Origin of the sequence: Lelliottia nimipressuralis (assembly GCF_041464075.1) — a bacterium.
Classification (GTDB): domain Bacteria; phylum Pseudomonadota; class Gammaproteobacteria; order Enterobacterales; family Enterobacteriaceae; genus Enterobacter; species Enterobacter nimipressuralis.
Window position 1 is genome coordinate 1,905,600 of the sequence record NZ_CP167172.1, and the last position, 18,025, is coordinate 1,923,624.

The 18,025-nt window shown below is 55.5% G+C and carries 15 protein-coding genes and 1 other RNA gene; 9 read left to right on the forward strand and 7 right to left on the reverse strand.

The window, feature by feature from the left end:
- Window positions 1–224 precede the first annotated feature (224 nt).
- Both ACB496_RS08920 and ACB496_RS08925 read left to right on the forward strand, forming a co-directional pair.
- On the forward strand, window positions 225–1,625 hold the full coding sequence (locus ACB496_RS08920) for an MFS transporter (protein WP_102103523.1): 1,401 nt from the start codon (window positions 225–227) through the stop codon (window positions 1,623–1,625).
- A gap of 3 nt (window positions 1,626–1,628) precedes the next feature.
- Entirely contained in the window at window positions 1,629–4,004 is a 2,376-nt protein-coding gene (locus ACB496_RS08925) for a glycoside hydrolase family 3 N-terminal domain-containing protein (RefSeq protein WP_371975002.1), read from the forward strand.
- 17 nt (window positions 4,005–4,021) lie between these two features.
- Here the strand turns inward: ACB496_RS08925 and rprA are convergent.
- An RNA gene (gene rprA, locus ACB496_RS08930) (antisense sRNA RprA) lies at window positions 4,022–4,129 on the reverse strand.
- Window positions 4,130–4,305: 176 nt separating this feature from the next.
- Window positions 4,306–5,421 carry an AI-2E family transporter YdiK gene (gene ydiK, locus ACB496_RS08935; RefSeq protein ID WP_100780457.1) on the reverse strand — a complete coding sequence of 372 codons (1,116 nt, stop codon included), beginning with the start codon at window positions 5,419–5,421 and terminating at the stop codon, window positions 4,306–4,308.
- Window positions 5,422–5,675: 254 nt separating this feature from the next.
- On the opposite strand from ydiK, the gene ACB496_RS08940 reads away from it, so the two are divergent.
- The 3 genes from ACB496_RS08940 to ACB496_RS08950 all read left to right on the forward strand — a co-directional run bounded on the left by ACB496_RS08940 (window position 5,676) and on the right by ACB496_RS08950 (window position 9,428).
- On the forward strand, window positions 5,676–8,732 hold the full coding sequence (locus ACB496_RS08940; RefSeq protein WP_371975003.1) for an FAD-binding and (Fe-S)-binding domain-containing protein: 3,057 nt from the start codon (window positions 5,676–5,678) through the stop codon (window positions 8,730–8,732).
- Window positions 8,729–9,139 carry a 1,4-dihydroxy-2-naphthoyl-CoA hydrolase gene (gene menI, locus ACB496_RS08945; protein WP_100780455.1) on the forward strand — a complete coding sequence of 137 codons (411 nt, stop codon included), beginning with the start codon at window positions 8,729–8,731 and terminating at the stop codon, window positions 9,137–9,139. The genes ACB496_RS08940 and menI overlap by 4 nt, the downstream gene beginning before the upstream one ends.
- 94 nt (window positions 9,140–9,233) lie before the next feature.
- The gene (locus ACB496_RS08950) at window positions 9,234–9,428 is read left to right on the forward strand and encodes a YdiH family protein (protein ID WP_100780454.1); all 195 of its coding nucleotides are present in this window, start codon (window positions 9,234–9,236) and stop codon (window positions 9,426–9,428) included.
- Window positions 9,429–9,496: 68 nt separating this feature from the next.
- On the opposite strand, the gene fdhF is transcribed toward ACB496_RS08950, so the two are convergent.
- The 4 genes from fdhF to ycgZ form a co-directional block, all read right to left on the reverse strand.
- The gene (gene fdhF / locus ACB496_RS08955; RefSeq protein WP_371975004.1) at window positions 9,497–11,647 is read right to left on the reverse strand and encodes a formate dehydrogenase subunit alpha; all 2,151 of its coding nucleotides are present in this window, start codon (window positions 11,645–11,647) and stop codon (window positions 9,497–9,499) included.
- Between the two features lie 268 nt (window positions 11,648–11,915).
- Window positions 11,916–12,194 carry a biofilm development regulator YmgB/AriR family protein gene (locus ACB496_RS08960; RefSeq protein ID WP_100780452.1) on the reverse strand — a complete coding sequence of 93 codons (279 nt, stop codon included), beginning with the start codon at window positions 12,192–12,194 and terminating at the stop codon, window positions 11,916–11,918.
- 35 nt (window positions 12,195–12,229) lie between these two features.
- Entirely contained in the window at window positions 12,230–12,550 is a 321-nt protein-coding gene (locus tag ACB496_RS08965; RefSeq protein ID WP_100780451.1) for a hypothetical protein, read from the reverse strand.
- 170 nt (window positions 12,551–12,720) lie between these two features.
- Window positions 12,721–12,960 (reverse strand): regulatory protein YcgZ, encoded by a 240-nt coding sequence (gene ycgZ / locus ACB496_RS08970; protein ID WP_100780450.1) that lies wholly within the window; start codon window positions 12,958–12,960, stop codon window positions 12,721–12,723.
- Between the two features lie 345 nt (window positions 12,961–13,305).
- Here ycgZ and ACB496_RS08975 point away from each other — a divergent pair, with 345 nt between their 5' ends.
- Together ACB496_RS08975 and ACB496_RS08980 are read left to right on the forward strand one after the other, a co-directional pair.
- Entirely contained in the window at window positions 13,306–14,523 is a 1,218-nt protein-coding gene (locus tag ACB496_RS08975; protein WP_371975005.1) for a diguanylate phosphodiesterase, read from the forward strand.
- Window positions 14,524–14,680: 157 nt separating this feature from the next.
- Window positions 14,681–15,412 carry a MerR family transcriptional regulator gene (locus tag ACB496_RS08980; RefSeq protein ID WP_100780448.1) on the forward strand — a complete coding sequence of 244 codons (732 nt, stop codon included), beginning with the start codon at window positions 14,681–14,683 and terminating at the stop codon, window positions 15,410–15,412.
- Between the two features lie 60 nt (window positions 15,413–15,472).
- Here the strand turns inward: ACB496_RS08980 and ACB496_RS08985 are convergent, their stop codons facing one another.
- The gene (locus ACB496_RS08985; RefSeq protein WP_102103529.1) at window positions 15,473–15,745 is read right to left on the reverse strand and encodes a YqjD family protein; all 273 of its coding nucleotides are present in this window, start codon (window positions 15,743–15,745) and stop codon (window positions 15,473–15,475) included.
- 409 nt (window positions 15,746–16,154) lie between these two features.
- On the opposite strand from ACB496_RS08985, the gene sufA reads away from it, so the two are divergent.
- Window positions 16,155–16,523 (forward strand): Fe-S cluster assembly scaffold SufA, encoded by a 369-nt coding sequence (gene sufA / locus ACB496_RS08990; protein WP_371975006.1) that lies wholly within the window; start codon window positions 16,155–16,157, stop codon window positions 16,521–16,523.
- An 8-nt stretch (window positions 16,524–16,531) separates the two neighbouring features.
- Window positions 16,532–18,019 carry a Fe-S cluster assembly protein SufB gene (gene sufB / locus ACB496_RS08995; RefSeq protein ID WP_100780446.1) on the forward strand — a complete coding sequence of 496 codons (1,488 nt, stop codon included), beginning with the start codon at window positions 16,532–16,534 and terminating at the stop codon, window positions 18,017–18,019.
- The last annotated feature ends 6 nt before the right edge of the window (window positions 18,020–18,025 follow it).

The window sequence follows — 18,025 nt, forward strand, 5'->3', positions numbered from 1 at the left end:
ATTGATCGCGCCGTCCCTTTTATTCACAAAGGGACGGCGACATTATTTTCCCCACTATGCTCCCCGTCACACTTAGCGCAATTAACCAAATATCGTAATCAGTCTGTTAATTTCTACAATTGTTAGCCAGCGAAGCGCTGCTAATAATTGAGCCTTACTGCGCATTACCCTACATCTTGCGCAACTGGTTGAAATACGTTTTAACCGATAAAAGGCAATTAACAATGACAATCTCCTCTGTATTACGTACCAAAGATAAAATAGGTTATGGCCTGGGTGATATGGCCAGTGCGTTGGTCTGGCAAACGGCCACCTTATTTCTGGCATATTTCTATACGGATGTATTTGGCCTGCCCGCCGCGATCATGGGCACCATGTTTCTGGTGGTGCGCGTGGTGGATGCCTTTGTCGACCCGTGCATTGGCGCGCTGGTGGATCGCACCCAGACCCGGCACGGGCGTTTCCGTCCGTGGCTGTTGTGGTTCGCCATTCCGTTTGGCGTAAGCTGTCTGATTACTTTTTATGTCCCCGATGTCGGGCCAACGGCGAAAATTGCCTATGCCTGCGTGACTTACACTTTGCTGAGCCTGATCTATTCCGCGATTAATGTGCCGTACTGCGCGATGCCGGGTGCCCTGACGATGGACCCGCGTGAGCGCCATTCGCTGCAATCCTGGCGTTTCGGACTGTCCTTTATTGGCGGCCTGATCGTTACGGTCATCGCCCTGCCGCTGGTCTCCCATTTAGGCCAGGGAAATGTGCAGAAAGGCTATTTCTATGCCATGAGTCTGATGGGCCTGTTAGGCATTATCTTATTCTTCATCTGCTTCTTTATGACCCGCGAGCGTTATTCTCCGCGTAATGATACCTCCGGCTCGATGCTCACGGATTTAAAATTACTGGCCGCCAACAGCCAATGGCGCATTGTTTTTGTGTTTAATATTTTACTGTTGACGGCAGTCGTCACACGCGGCTCCGCCACGATGTATTACGTCAATTATGTGCTGCTGCGTCCGGATTTAGTCTTTGCCTTTATCGTTTCCGGAATGGTGGCCTCTTTAAGCGGAGCCTTATTATCTGAACGGTTATTGGGTAAATTTGACCGGGTGCGTGCCTATCAGTGGACGATTATTTCCTTTGTGATATTTGGTGCGATGATTTTCTTCCTGCCGCCGACGCAAATCTGGCTGATTTTCGGCCTGAACATCATCTTTAGCTTTATCCAGAACCTCACCACGCCGCTGCAGTGGACCATGTTCTCGGATGTGGTGGATTACGAGGAGCACCGCAGCGGTCGCCGTCTGGACGGGCTGGTCTTTTCCACTGCGCTGTTCGCCATTAAATTCGGCCTCGCCCTCGGCGGTGCGGTGGTCGGCTGGGTACTGGGAATCGTGAGTTATGTCCCCGGGCAGGCAATTCAAAGCCCGCAGGTACTGACCACGATCAACGCGCTGTTCACCCTGATCCCGTGCGTGCTGTTTATCGCCATGGTGGTGCTGCTCGCCATTTACAAACTGAACAGCCGCCTGGTGGATTCCATCGCACAAGAGCTTGCCCGCAAGCGCGAAGCTCGCACTGATGCGGGGCAAACCAGCCCGGCATTTCATTCTGCTACACAGGAGTAAAACATGACTGCCATCTACAAGGATGCGGGATATCCCGTGCACGAGCGTGTCGCCGATCTGCTGGCACGTATGACCCCGGAAGAGAAATTCGCGCAGATGCATGCCTACTGGCTGGTTCTGGATGAGGGCGGCAACCACCGTGAGCGCAGCGATCTTAGCGACGAATTTGCAGGTGTGAGCGAACAGGCGGCGTTGAGCGAGCGGCTCAAACTGGGCGTCGGGCAAATTACCCGTCCGCTGGGGACGCACATTGTGGATGCGCACACCGGCGTGCGTGCGGCAAACCGTCTGCAGCGGATGATGATGGAAGAGACCCGGCTGGGGATCCCCGCGCTGTTCCATGAGGAGTGCCTGGTCGGCCTGCTGTGCAAAGACGCGACGCTGTTTCCCTCCTCCCTCAACTACGGTTCGACCTGGGACCCGGAGCTGGTGAAGCGTGCGGCACAGCAGATCGGCGCTGAGGCCCGCTCGGTGGGCTGCCAGCAGGGGCTGGCCCCGGTGCTGGATGTCTCTCGCGACGTGCGCTGGGGGCGTACCGAGGAGACCTTCGGTGAAGATCCGTGGCTGGTCGGGGTTATGGCGACCGCGTATGTCGACGGATTGCAGGGCGAAAAACGCGATCTGCTGGCGACCCTCAAACACTATGTCGGCCACTCTTTCAGCGAGGGGGCGCGTAACCATGCTCCGGTGCATCTCGGTTTTTGCGAGCTGAATGATACGTTCCTGCTGCCGTTTGAAATGGCGGTCAAACTGGCCAACGCCGGTTCCGTGATGCCGGCCTATCATGATATCGACAATCAGCCCGGCCACAGCGATGCCTTCTTGCTCACCACGGTGCTGCGCGAGCAGTGGGGATTCGACGGGATTGTGGTGGCCGACTACGGCGGTGTCAGCCTGTTGCATCAGCATCATGGCATTTCCCACGATGCGGCGGAGTCTGCGGCGCTGGCGTTCAACGCCGGGCTGGACGTCGAGCTGCCGAAAGACGACTGCGCCCGTCATCTCGCGGAGGCCGTGGAGCGTGGGCTGATTTCGATGGATAAGATCGATGAAATTGTCGCACGCGTGCTGAGCGAAAAATTCCGCCTCGGTCTGTTTGAGCAGCCGTATGCGCGCGAAGAGAATATCGATCTGCAAAATGCGCAAACCCGACAGGTGGCGCGCGACGTGGCAACCCGCTCGCTAACGCTGCTGGAAAACAACGGCGTATTGCCGCTTGCGGGTAAACCGCGTGTGGCTGTGATAGGGCCAACCGCAGACGATCCGCTGGCGCTGCTGAGCGGCTACAGCTTCCCGGTGCATCTGATCATCAGCGATATGGTGGAAGAGACATCGCAGGTAACCACACCGCTTGCCGCCCTCAAACACTATCTGGGCGATGCCCAGGTGCGTTACGCCAAAGGCTGCCACATCATTGAGCACCGCATGGCGGGTGCGCCGGTGTTCCCAGGCGACAGCGGCGGCAAACCGATGCAGCAATCGCCGGTGTCATTCGATACCCGCCTGATTCCACAGGCGGTGCGGGCGGCGCAGGACAGCGATATCGTCATCGCCTGCGTGGGCGATTTGGCGGGATTATTCCAGAGCGGTACCGTGGGTGAAGGCTCCGACACCGACAGCCTGAACCTACCCGGCGTGCAGCAACAACTGCTGGAAGCGCTGGTGGAAACCGGTAAGCCGGTCGTGGTGGTGATGACGGGCGGACGTCCGTACAACCTGCAGGGGCTGGAAGATAAGGTCGCGGCGCTGCTGCTGGCCTGGGCACCAGGACAGGAGGGCGGCTGGGCGATAGCCGATGTGCTGACCGGGCGCGCGGAACCGCAGGGACGGCTGGTGGTGAGTGTGCCGAAAAGCGCGGGTGCGATGCCGTACTATTACAATCACAAGCTGAAAAGCGGCGGTACGCCGTTCGCCTTCCACTTTGGCTCACGCTATCCCTTCGGTTTTGGTCTCGGCTGGACGACATTTTCCTGCGATGCACTGCGTTTAGCGAAAACGTCAGTCCCGGTCGAGGGTGAGGTGACGCTGAGCGTGACGGTGCAAAACAGCGGCGAGCGTAGCGGTAGCGAAGTGGTGCAGGTCTATGTGCGCGACCGCGTGGCCTCGATGGTGCGACCGTTGCAGGAGCTTAAAGCCTTCCAGCGCGTCACGCTCTCACCGGGCGAAAAGGCGACGCTCACCTTCAGCCTGCCGGTGGATATGTTTAATTTCACCCGCCGCGACGGTAAAAGAGTAGTTGAGCCAGGCGAGTTTGAGCTGCAGGTCGGGCTGTCCTCAGCGGATATTCGCGCTGCGGTGACGGTAAATGTCACTGGCGAGACGCGGGTACTGCCGGAGAAGTGGCGGATGCTGAGTTCGTGTGAAATCGAACGAGCATAAAAACGAGCGTAAGCAGGACAAAAAAAAGCCCATCGTGGGAGATGGGCAAAGACTACACACAGCAATTCGTTGTTTCACTCAGGGGATTTCCATGCTTATAAATCAATGCGTTGATTCATAACCGTGACTTAATAGTAGGACATGCGACGTTTTAGCGTCGATCAGATTCGTCTCAATAGTTTAAGAACTATGAAGATTTAGGGCGGGGCGAGACCAGACGAAGCGGGCTGAACCTGAGAAAAGTCTTAATAAAGATTAGGCGTGCTTAAGTGTCAGGCGAGTGACCTCGCCTGACGATACATTACGGGTTGTTCTTGCCGTCAAGTTCTTCGAGATTATGCAGCGCCACTTCAGGGTCGGTACCTGGCGGTGGAATTTCATGCACCCACGCGGAGAACAGACGCCAGGTCACGGCCAGCAGCACAGGGCCAATAAACAGCCCAATCATTCCAAAGGCAATCAACCCGCCGATGACGCCGGAGAGGATCAGAATCAACGGCAAATCCGCGCCCATACGAATGAGCATCGGACGGATAACGTTATCCATGGTGCCCACCACGCAGCTCCACACCAGCAGCACCGTACCCCAGGTAGTATCACCGCTCCAGTAGAGCCAGATAATGCATGGGACCAGCACCAGCAACGGGCCAAGCTGGACCAGACAGGTGAGGATCATGATGACGGTTAAAATGGTCGCGTACGGCACGCCGCTTATCGCCAGACCAATCCCGCCGAGAAGCGCCTGCACCAGCGCCGTGACAACCACACCCAGCGCCACTGCACGAACCGCCTGGGCTGCCAGCAGCACCGCCGCGTCACCGCGTGTCCCTGCGAGACGGGTCGCAAAATGACGTACGCCCTGTGCCACCTGTTCACCGCGCCAGTAGAGCAGGGCGCTGAAAAGCAGCATCAGAGTACAGTGCATCATAAAGTGGCCGATATTGGCCGCCTGGGCGATAAACCAGGTGGTCGTGGTGCCGACGTATGGGCGAACTTTCGCCATGATCGCGCTGCCGCCCATCTCCAGCAGACTGTGCCAGCCGCTGTAAAGCTTCGCGCCGACCAGCGGAATGCTGTTAAGCCACGCTAGATCCGGCACGGTCATCTCACCGCTGGTGATCCCACGAATCACCGGCCCGCTGGTATCGACAAGGCTGTTAATCAGGAGCGCAATCGGAATGATAAAGACCAGAAACAGCAGCAGCGTCATTACCAGAACGGCGGGAGTACGACGACCAAAAAACAGTTTCTGCAGACGTAACAACAGTGGCCAGGTGGCAACGACCACCGTACCTGCCCACGCAAAACCGAGGACGAAGGGGCGAACTATCCATAGACACGCAACAATTATGATGGCTAAAAACAGCACCGACAGCAATATTTGCGCAACGTCCCTGGGCTGACGAGAAGTGACCATAAATGAAATTTACCTTACATGAAGACCAGACCGGCTGGCCGAAACAGAAAATCGCATCCCTTAATCATTAGTGATTTCAGCGATTTTTGACAGGCGAATTCTGCCCGTAAAACTGATGGGCGTATAAGAAAAAAATGTGATACAACAATTCAAACACAACGCAAACGATTATCCCCTTCATAATTCGCGCACTTGCGGCCTTGTCGCATCGCGGATTATCGAGAGGGCAACAACACTATTTAGGGTCTTCCGTAATGATCCCATTGATTTCTCAGGCACCTGGCGTCGTTCAGCTGGTGCTGACTTATTTGCAAGCACTGGAGCAACAGGGTTTTACAGGTGATACCGCCACCAATTATGCCGACAGGCTGACGATGGCGACCGACAACAGTATCTATCAGTTACTTCCCGATGCCGTCGTTTTTCCCCGTTCCACCGCAGATGTGGCGTTGCTTTGCCGTCTGGCCGCGCAGGAGCGTTTTGCATCGCTGGTCTTCACCCCGCGCGGTGGCGGGACTGGCACCAATGGTCAGGCCCTGAATCAGGGCATCATCATTGATATGTCGCGCTATATGAACCGTATCATTGAGATCAACCCGGAAGAGGGCTGGGTGCGCGTCGAAGCGGGGGTGATTAAAGATCAGCTCAATCAGTTCCTGAAACCCTACGGCTATTTCTTTGCTCCGGAATTATCCACCAGCAACCGCGCCACGCTGGGCGGGATGATTAATACGGATGCCTCCGGCCAGGGGTCCCTGGTTTACGGTAAAACCTCCGATCACGTCCTGGGCGTGCGCGCGGTGCTGCTGGGCGGGGACATTCTCGACACCCAGGCGATACCGGTACAGCTTGCCGAAACCCTCGGGCAGGACAACACGGCGGTCGGGCGCATTTATCGCAGCGTGCTCGAAAGCTGTCGCGATAATCGTAAGCTGATTGTCGATAAATTCCCGAAACTGAACCGCTTCCTGACGGGCTACGATCTGCGCCACGTCTTTAATGACGATCTGAGCGAGTTCGATCTCACCCGTATTCTGACCGGCTCGGAAGGCACCCTGGCCTTTATCACCGAAGCCCGTCTGGATATCACCCGGCTGCCGAAGGTGCGCCGCCTGGTGAACGTCAAATACAACTCCTTCGATGCGGCGCTGCGCAACGCGCCCTTTATGGTCGAGGCGCGCGCGCTGTCGGTGGAAACCGTCGACTCGAAAGTGCTTAATCTGGCGCGGGAAGATATCGTCTGGCATTCGGTCAGCGAGCTGATCACCGATGTGCCTGATAAAGAGATGCTGGGCCTGAACATTGTTGAATTTGCTGGCGATGATGCGGAGCTTATCGACTCACAGGTGCAGACGCTCTGTACCCGACTCGACGAACTGATTGCGCTGGGCGAGGGCGGCGTGATTGGCTGGCAGCTGTGCAACGATCTCTCGGGAATTGAGCGCATTTACGCGATGCGTAAAAAAGCGGTCGGCCTGCTGGGGAATGCGAAAGGCGCGGCCAAACCGATTCCGTTTGCGGAAGATACCTGCGTGCCGCCGGAACATCTGGCGGATTACATTGTGGAGTTCCGCGCGTTGCTCGACAGCCACGGCCTGAGCTACGGCATGTTTGGTCACGTGGATGCCGGTGTACTGCACGTGCGTCCGGCGCTGGATATGTGTGACCCGCAGCAGGAGATGCTGATGAAGCAGATCTCCGACGACGTGGTCGCGCTGACGGCAAAATACGGCGGCCTGCTGTGGGGCGAGCACGGAAAAGGTTTCCGCGCCCAGTACAGCCCGGCGTTCTTCGGCGAGCAGCTGTACGGCGAACTGCGCAAAATCAAAGCGGCGTTTGACCCGAATAACCGCCTGAATCCGGGCAAAATCTGTCCGCCTGCGGGTGTGGACGATCCGATGATGCAGGTCGACGCGGTGAAGCGCGGCACGTATGACCGCCAGATCCCGATCGCGGTGCGTTCCTCCTGGCGCGGGGCGATGGAGTGTAACGGCAACGGTCTGTGCTTTAACTTCGACGTGAAAAGCCCGATGTGCCCGTCGATGAAAATCACCAGCAACCGCATTCATTCCCCGAAAGGGCGAGCGACGCTGGTGCGCGAGTGGCTGCGATTGCTGGCCGATCGCGGCGTGGACCCGCTGAAACTCGAAAGCGATCTACCGGAAAAACGCGCCAGCCTGCGTACGTTGATTGAACGTTCCAGGAACAGCTGGCACGCCAGTAAGGGCGAGTATGATTTTTCCCATGAAGTGAAAGAGGCGATGTCCGGCTGCCTGGCCTGTAAAGCCTGCTCGACGCAATGTCCGATCAAGATCGACGTGCCGGAGTTCCGCTCGCGCTTCCTGCAGCTGTATCACTCCCGCTATCTGCGCCCGGTGCGCGATCACCTGGTGGCGACGGTCGAAAGCTACGCCCCGCTGATGGCGCGCGCGCCGAAGACGTTCAACTTCTTTATCAATCAGCCGCTGGTGCGCAAACTTTCCGAAAAACATATCGGCATGGTCGATCTGCCGCTGCTCTCCACGCCTTCTCTGCAACGCCAGCTGGTGGGCCACCGTTCGGCCAATATGACGCTGGAACAGCTGGAGGCCCTGAGCGACGAGCAAAAAGCGAAAACCGTGCTGGTGGTGCAGGACCCGTTTACCAGCTACTACGAGGCGCAGGTGGTGGCCGATTTCGTGCGGCTGGTGGAGCGCGTCGGCTATCAGCCGGTGGTACTGCCATTCTCGCCGAACGGTAAAGCGCAGCACATTAAAGGGTTCCTGACGCGCTTTGCGAAAACGGCGCAGAAAACGTCGGACTTTTTGAACCGTATCGCGCAGCTGGGCATGCCGATGGTGGGTGTCGATCCGGCGCTGGTGCTCTGTTATCGCGATGAGTACAAACAGACTCTGGGCGACAAGCGCGGGGATTTCAGCGTTATGCTGGTGCATGAATGGCTGCCTGCGGCGCTGCACTCTGCCGAGACAAAAGAGGTCAGCGGTGAAGCCTGGTATCTCTTCGGACACTGTACGGAAGTGACCGCGCTGCCAGGTGCCCCAGCGCAATGGGCCTCTATTTTTGCCCGCTTTGGCGCGAAGCTGGAAAACGTCAGCGTCGGCTGCTGTGGGATGGCCGGGACTTACGGCCACGAAGTGAAAAACCACGCGAATTCGCTTGGGATCTACGAGTTGTCATGGCATCAGGCCATGCAGCGTTTGCCGCGAAACCGCTGTCTGGCGACGGGTTACTCCTGTCGCAGCCAGGTGAAACGCGTTGAAGGAAGCGGCGTTCGCCATCCATTGCAGGCTTTACTGGAGATTATGGGATGATCTGGAAACGTACCGTGACGCTTGAGGTGCTCAATGCCATGGGCGAAGGGAATATGGTCGGGCTGCTCGATATTCAGTTTACCCGTATCGGCGAAGACGTCCTTGAAGCCACCATGCCGGTGGACAGCCGCACGCATCAGCCGTTTGGCCTGCTGCACGGCGGCGCGTCCGTGGTGCTGGCGGAGACGCTGGGATCGGTGGCGGGTTACCTCTGTACCGACGGAGAGCAAAAGGTGGTGGGGTTGGAAGTGAATGCCAACCACATTCGCTCCGTGCGCAGCGGGCGCGTGCGCGGCGTCTGTCGCGCGCTCCATGCGGGCGGTCGTCATCAGGTGTGGCAAATCGATATTTTCGACGAGCAGGAGAGGCTGTGCTGTTCGTCGCGTCTGACGACAGCGGTGGTTTAAATAAAGGTAAACATCCTTGAGGAATTGTTTTTGGTCAAAAATTGGTCAGTCAGACGTGCTATACTGGTCAGGTTTTGTACATAGAGAGGATGTTATGGATACCGAAATGAGCCCCACCCAACTGGCAGTAGAGTTTTTACGTCGCGATAAGAGCAACCTGTCCCCGGCGCAGTACCTGAAAAAGCTGAAACAGCTTGAACTGGAGTTTGCCGACCTGCTCGCGCTCTCTTCAAACGAACTGAAAGAAGAGATCTACTTTGCCTGGCGGTTAGGCGTTCACGTCCATTAATACTCCCGCTTGTTTAAAAGGCCGCTCATGCGGCCTTTTTTGTTTTTATCCGTTAAGCGATCGGGTGGCTAAACGTTCACCGCGTCAATCAGCCGGGTTTTCATCGACTGATAGGCTGAGGCGGCATAATCTTCCGCCCAGCGCTGATCGTCGATGGCCTCCAGTTTAACCGCGCAATACTTGGTTTCCGGCGTTTTCGACGTCGGGTCCAGATTATCCTGGGTCAGCTCGTTACAGGCTCCGATCCACCACTGGTAAGTCATGTACACCGCGCCCGGATTAATGCGCTCGCTAATGTTCGCCCGGGTGATCACTTTCCCGCGACGCGAACGCACCCACACCAGCTGACCGTCTCTTACCCCCAGCGCGTCGGCATCCGCCGGATTTATCTGCACCCGTCCCGGTTCATCCGCCAGGCTTTGCAGCGCGGCGCAGTTGCCGGTCATCGAACGGCAGGAGTAGTGGCCGACTTCGCGTACTGTGCACAGCACTAACGGATAGTCTGCGTCCGGCACTTCAGCAGGCGCGCGCCACGGAGCGGCAAACAGTTGGCCTTTACCATTGGGCGTATCGAACTGATTGTCTTTGTACAGGTAGGGCGTGCCGGGGTGATCCAGCGTCGGACATGGCCATTGCACGTGGCCCATCTCACCCATTTTTTCGTAGGTGACGCCGAAGAACAGCGGGCAGAGTTCGCGCATTTCGTCCCAGATCTGCTGGTTGGAATCGTAATGCATTGGATAGCCCATCGCGCTGGCAAGCAGGCTGATGATCTCCCAGTCGCGTTTCACGTTGCCGCTGGCCTCAATTGCTTTACCGAAGCGCTGGAAGCCGCGGTCTGCACAGGTAAACACGCCGCCGTGCTCACCCCAGGAGGTCGCCGGTAACAGCACATCGGCGACTTCGGCGGTTTTGGTCATGAAGATGTCCTGCACCACCACGAAATCGAGCGCCTCAAAGCCGCGACGCACCAGGCCCAGATCGGCTTCGGTCTGGAGCGGGTCTTCCCCCATGATGTAGTAGGCTTTAATTTTGCCTTCCAGCGCCAGGTGCGGCACTTCGGTGATGCGTGTGCCGACCTGGTCGTCCATGTTATTGACGTCAATCCCCCAGGCGTCGGCAAACTTCGCGCGAACGGCGGCATCTGTCACGTCCTGATAGCCAGGGAACATGTTCGGCAGCACGCCCATATCGCACGCACCCTGTACGTTGTTTTGCCCGCGAACCGGGCCGACGCCGACGGCAGGGCGGCCGAGATTGCCGGTCAACAGCGCCAGGCTCGACAGGCCTTTCACCACATCCACAGCCTGGCCGAACTGGGTCACGCCCATGCCCCACATCACCGTGGCAGACGGCGCGGCGGCGAAGGTGCGCATCGCCTGACGCACGTCGCGCGCCGGGATGCCGGTCAGATGCTCGACCTTTTCAGGCGCGTAATCCGCAACGATTTTACGATAGGCGTCGAGGCCATCGGTGAAGCGCGCGACGTAGTTTTTATCGTACAACTCCTCTTCCAGCAGAACGTAGCCAAAGGCATTGACCAGCGCCATATTGCTGCCGTTGTTGAGCTGCAAATGCTGATCGGCGATGCGCGCAGTTTCTATGCGACGCGGATCGCAGACGATGATTTTGGCACCGTTTTGTCGGGCTTTGAGCACCCGACGGGCGACGATCGGGTGCGAATCGGCGCAGTTATAGCCGAACACCAGCAGACATGCTGAGTTCTCGATATCGTTTATGGAGTTACTCATTGCGCCGTTGCCGAGCGTCTCCTGCAAGCCGGCCACTGACGGGCCGTGGCAGACGCGGGCGCAGCAATCCACGTTATTGGTGTTAAGCACACCGCGCGCAAACTTCTGCATCACGTAGTTGGTTTCGTTGCCGGTACCGCGTGACGATCCGGTCGTCATGATCGCGCGTGGGCCGTGCTGCTCTTTGATGGCTTTCAGTTTGCTGGCGGTGTAGCGGATCGCCTCTTCCCAGGTGACAGGGGTGAATTTGTCTCCTTTGTGATAGCGGATCATCGGCTGGGTGAGGCGAGGGGTGAGCAGACGGGTGTCGTTGAGAAAGTCCCAGCCGTAAAAGCCTTTCAGGCACAGGGTGCCCTGATTGGTGACGCCTTCAGCGGCTTCGGCACGGAGGATACGGTTGTTTTCTACAACGAGATTTAATTTACAGCCTGCGCCACAGTAGGGGCAGACGCTTGCGATTTTTTTCATCAATAACAGACCTGTTAAGAAATGAATTAAGGTATTGCGGAGGTCCGCAATACATCTTGCGATTCAATATGTTGAATGTGCGTCATCTGACATTCCTGCTAAGCAGGTTCTGTGCCAGATTTCATTTCTTTGATTTAACAGGAGTTGTTTGGTTTTGAGCGCCTGGCTCGACATGACATTCGACAAAAGTGTCGACAAAAGAAAAGGCCAGTGAGAAAACGCAGCAGGGTGCGACGCTCTTCTGGCCTTCGGGGGCGAAATCGTGTTTTTAGATATCGTCCATGGTATAGCCAACCACGATTTCGAGGGTTTTGCGGATCACGTCAGCCATCACCACATCGTCGGTGGTTTCAAGGGCGTTAATCAGCCAGAGGATAATGGCTTTGTTGGTCAGATGCCCTTCTGACGCCATGATACAGCTCACCGCAGAGGCGAAAAGCGCGGATTCATCGGCCAGTCTGTCGCCTGCATTACGGAAATATTCAGACAGCGCGGTATCATGAAAACCAGTATACGCAGCGGGTTGAACTTGAATATTTTGTCTCATTTATTCTCACCGTAAGGGTTATTGATCGGTTGCTGTTAGTGTATGTTTTTTGAACCGCTGGGCTTGCCATCGCCAAACAGCGGGAAAACATTATCGCTTTGCTCGCTTTTTAGACCGTTCAGATCCCTCTGAGGGCGGGCTCTCTTACGTTGTGCGAACGGCGTACCGCTGGCGCTGATTTCGGCTATCACCGCCGCGAGGGCTTCGCGACGGCGAGGGTCGGCCTCACTCGCCTCCATGTCCCGCAGTCTCCGTACGAGAGACTGCTTGCTGACAGGGCCGTGCTCTTTCAGAAGAGATAAAACCGCCTCTCCAATTAATTCATCTGTTAATTGCTCTATTTCACTTCTGTTCATAACTGCATCTCTGATTGCCGCAGGGTGACGTCACGCCGTGCGGCATTAAGTCAGATCCCCTTTTAAGGGGGTCTGCTGAAGATTGCCAGGTCTTTTTGTGCCTGAAACGTTCCTTCGTCAGAATTGACTTAAAAACCAGGTGATCTGTTAAATGGGTTTGCTATTGGATCTCAGCGATCAAATAGCAAACCAATCAATGCATGGTAGTGGCTCTCTTCTTCTGGACCGGACGCCTTATCAAGACGACTGAGTAACTTGGTGCACAGGTTTTTGCGATTCAAATGACGGCCATCGCTCAGGATCTCTACTACGATCTGTCCCAGGGTTTCTTGCTGAGTAGGTAGCGCAGCTTTCTCGAAGTACTGGACAATCGCATTACCGCTATCGGGAATGTAGCTGTTCTGACGCATGTATCACTCCTGTAAAATTAAGTAGTCAGCTAAGTTACGATTTAAGTTATACGTTTTTTAAAAAGTTGTACATTTTTGATGTACAGTTTTTTACCTTAATTTTAAGCAAAAAGTGCTATTTGTTTTTTATCAGTAAGTTACAATGTGTTTGATTCGATATCAGTACAGAATATATTGTACAAGATGTTTCACTCTGAAATTTCTGTACAAACGCGCGGGGAGGCGGTGGAATCCGTCTGAACTGTTTGAAATGTGAATTATTTGTTAATCAATTAATGTGGTATAACAATGACCTGACCCCCGCGACACGCCGCGGGGGTAATCCTTCTACTCACCAGGACGACTATGCTCACGACAATAATTTACCGCAGCCATCTCTGCGAAAACGTTCCGGTGAAAGCGCTGGAAGAGATGGTCGCGGGAGCGAACATTAAGAACGGGGAATCCGACGTCACCGGGATTTTACTGTTCAATGGAACGCACTTTTTCCAGCTGCTGGAAGGGCCGGAAGAGAGCGTTTTCCGCATTTACGCCGACATTTGCAAAGATCCGCGCCACTACAACCTGGTGGAGCTGCTGTGCGATTACGCGCCGTCGCGACGCTTTGGCAAAGCAGGAATGGAGCTGTTCGATTTACGCACTTATGATCGCCAGGAAGTACTCCAGAAGGTGCTTGATAAAGGGACGACCAAGTACCAGTTAACCTACAACGATCGCGCATTGCAGTTCTTCCGCACCTTCGTTGAAGCGACGGAAAAAGCCAACTATTACGAAATTCCTGACGGCGATAGCTGGGACTTTATCCCGGACGACGACGTTGCACCGGCAGAACCCCTGGCGCCCGACGCATCGGCTGATTGCGGCTTTGCCTTTCAGCCGATTGTCGATCCCTTTGCCCGGGAACTGGTCTCCTATGAGGCCCTGATCCGCACCGCTGACGGCGGCTCTCCGGAAGCCTACTTCAAAAAATTCTCTGGCAACGAGATTTACGAGGCGGATTTGCAGAGTAAGAAAGTGGCGTTTGCCATGGCCGGTCAGTTACGCCTTCAGGAGCAGGCCTTATCCGTCAACCTGCTGCCGATGACGCTGGTGAATGTGCCTGGCGCGGTGGGATTTCTGTTAAATGAGATTGAAGCCAACGGTCTGGTGCCGGAGCAGATTGTGGTCGAGTTCACCGAGAGCGAAGTGATTTCGCGCTTTGATGAATTTAAAGACGCCGTCCGCCAGCTCAAAAGTGCCGGTATCAGCGTGGCAATCGATCACTTTGGCGCGGGTTTCGCCGGGCTGTTATTGCTGGCACAGTTCCAGCCAGACCGAATCAAGATTAATCGCGATCTGGTGGCGGATGTCCATCGCAGCGGCCCGCGACAGGCGATTATTCAGGCCATCATCAAATGCTGTACATCCCTTGAAATCCTGGTGTGTGCCGTGGGTGTCGAAAAGGCGGAAGAGTGGATGTGGCTTGAGTCGGCGGGGATCTCCCAGTTCCAGGGACATCTGTTTGCCAGCCCGCGTTTTGGCGGGATTCCAGCCGTGGCGTGGCCGGAGAAAAAACAGGGATAGCGTCGTAAAGGTTGTACAAATCAGACCAGGTACACGTCATCTTGTACAAAATCGACTTGTACCCTGGTCAATTGTTAGTTATACAATCAGGTTATACAATCTGCTAAAGTTGATCAGGTTTGGTATGGAAGTATTGCGTTTAAGCATGAGGGAGTTAATGGCCTTATACAGTATCGGCGAAGTCGCCGAACGATGCGGAATCAACCCCGTCACACTGCGCGCCTGGCAGCGACGCTACGGTTTGTTGAAGCCGCAGCGCAGTGAAGGGGGCCATCGTCAGTTTGACGAAGAGGATATCCAGCGCATCGAGGAGATTAAACGCCTCATGAAAACCGGCATTTCGGTTGGCAAGGTAAAGGCGTTACTGGAAGTCGGCGTTCCTCTGGTGGACAGCAACTGGATCTCTCTTCAGGAAGAGATGATGACGGTGCTGCGGTTTGCCAGTCCCGCGAAACTGCGACTTAAAATTTCTGAATTCCGTCGCGACCACGCCATAGAAGTTCTCATCGATCACATTTTCATTCCGGTTCGTCAGCGTTTAAGCCTGGATCACAACACCGCCCGACACATGTCCAGCCTCCTGGATGGGGTGCTGATCGATTTCATTGCGATGCTTCTGGCTGAAGCGCGCAAAAAACCGGGCAACGAAGCGTTGCTGATTGGGTGGGACACGGACGATCGTACACGTTTATGGCTGGAAGCCGGGCGCCTGTCGCAGCAGGGCTGGCATATTGATGTGCTGGCTGAGCCAATTGACTCGCCGAAACCCGAGCTGTTCCCGGGGCAAAAAATATTTGTCTGGACGGGCCATGCGCCGTCAATGCGTCAGCAGGAGCAGTTAGATCACTGGCGCGAACAAGGTTTTTCCGTCTCATTTATCAACGGCTAATCGCCTGACAAGACTAAAAAGGCCCTTTCGGGCCTGTCATATTTGCTGCTTAATAGCGGCTTATTTCCTGCCGACCAATAAACCGATGATCAGCCCGATTGCGCCTGCCGCCATCAGCCCGGTCAATGGATTATCACGAACTTTGTCAGAGACCTCTGAAGCGACGTCTGATGCTTGTGCTGCGTATTTGCGTGCGGCGCCTTTCAGCTGATGTTTCGGTGAATCAACCGCATCGCCAAACTGGGACTGCGCTTCGCCTGCAAATTCATCGGCTTTGTTCAGGGCTTTTTTCGCCAGGCGATCGGCTTCATTCTCAAAATCATGTGATGACATACTTATCTCCTTTTGGTGTCACATAAAGTTTAGTCCCTTATCCCTGACGCGCTGATGATTCGGTGTTTTCCTGGAATGCCCTGTTTGCGTTTATCACATAACGCCCTGATTTTCGGGTAGTCGGTTGATTCTGAAGATTTTCTAAAACCGATTAAATAAATAGGTATTCCCGATACATATTTTCCCCTTGCGCTGTTCTCACGGTTTTAGCCCATCAAATGCGTTATACATCAAAGCATTAAACAATTTTTTCATAGCCTAATAAGCTGCGTCGCAGGGTCTATGCTTAATAAAAGTAGCCAAAAAGGGCGGTTTAGCCGAAAGCCCCTGCTGTCAGGGGGTTGAAGTGATAATCGTTATCACTAACATGGTGTAATGCCCCTGGTGGCTTAACAGATGAGGTGGACCTATGGAATTGCATTCAGAAACCTTTAATCCCGCTGATTTTGCCTGGCGTGGTTTGACGCTGACGCCCACGGCGGCGGCGCATATTCACGAGCTGATAGCGAAGAAGCCGGATATTGTGGGCTTGCGTCTCGGCGTTAAACAGACTGGCTGCGCCGGGTTCGGCTACGTGCTGGACACGGTGAACGTGCCCGAAAAAGACGATCTGGTGTTCGAAACCGACGGGGCGAAGCTGTTTGTCGCACTGCAGGCGATGCCGTTTATCGATGGCACCGAAGTCGATTACGTGCGCGAAGGCTTAAACCAGTTATTCAAATTCAATAACCCGAAAGCGCAGAATGAATGCGGCTGCGGCGAAAGCTTTGGGGTATAGGCGGTACTATGTCTCGTAATACTGAAGCAACTGACGATGTGAACACCTGGAGTGGCGGGCACCTCAACTATAAAGAGGGCTTTTTCACCCACCTGCAAACGGACGAACTGGCGAAAGGCATCAACGAAGAGGTGGTGCGCGCGATTTCGGCCAAACGTAATGAGCCGGAGTGGATGCTCGAGTTTCGCCTGAGCGCGTTTCGCGCCTGGCTGGAAATGGAAGAACCCCACTGGCTGAAGGCACATTACGAAAAGCTCAACTATCAGGACTACAGCTACTACTCCGCGCCATCCTGCGGAAGCTGTGATGACACCTGCGCGTCTCAGCCGGGTGCCGTACAGCAGACGGGCGCCAACACATTCCTGAGCAAAGAGGTGGAAGAGGCCTTCGAGCAGCTCGGCGTGCCGGTGCGCGAAGGACGTGAAGTGGCGGTCGACGCCATTTTTGACTCCGTTTCCGTTGCCACCACCTACCGAGGCAAGCTGGCCGAGCAGGGCATTATCTTCTGCTCCTTTGGCGAAGCCATTCACGATCACCCGGAACTGGTGAAGAAATACATCGGTACCGTGGTGCCGAGCAACGATAACTTCTTTGCGGCGCTGAACGCGGCGGTCGCCTCCGACGGCACCTTTATCTACGTGCCGAAAGGCGTGCGCTGTCCGATGGAACTGTCGACCTATTTCCGCATCAACGCGGAAAAAACGGGCCAGTTCGAGCGCACCATTCTGGTGGCCGACGAAGGCAGCTACGTGAGCTATATCGAAGGGTGTTCTGCGCCCGTGCGCGACAGCTACCAGCTGCACGCGGCGGTGGTAGAGGTAATCATCCACAAAGACGCCGAAGTGAAATACTCCACGGTGCAAAACTGGTTCCCTGGTGACGGTAATACGGGCGGCATCCTGAACTTCGTGACCAAGCGCGCCCTGTGCGAAGGTGAAAACAGCAAAATGTCCTGGACCCAGTCCGAGACCGGTTCGGCGATCACCTGGAAATACCCGAGCTGTATTCTGCGCGGCGATAATTCGATCGGGGAGTTCTACTCCGTGGCGCTGACCAGCGGCCATCAGCAGGCCGATACCGGCACCAAGATGATCCACATCGGTAAAAACACCAAATCGACGATCATTTCGAAAGGCATTTCTGCCGGGCACAGCCAGAACAGCTATCGCGGCCTGGTGAAAATCATGCCGACGGCAACCAACGCCCGTAACTTCACCCAGTGTGATTCGATGCTGATCGGCACCGACTGCGGGGCGCACACCTTCCCGTACGTGGAGTGTCGCAACAACAGCGCCCAGCTTGAGCACGAGGCCACCACTTCGCGCATCGGCGAAGACCAGCTGTTCTACTGCCTGCAGCGCGGGATCAGCGAAGAAGATGCGATTTCGATGATTGTGAACGGCTTCTGCAAGGACGTGTTCTCTGAGCTGCCGCTGGAATTTGCCGTAGAAGCACAAAAATTACTCGCGATTAGCCTTGAGCACAGCGTCGGTTAAGGAAAA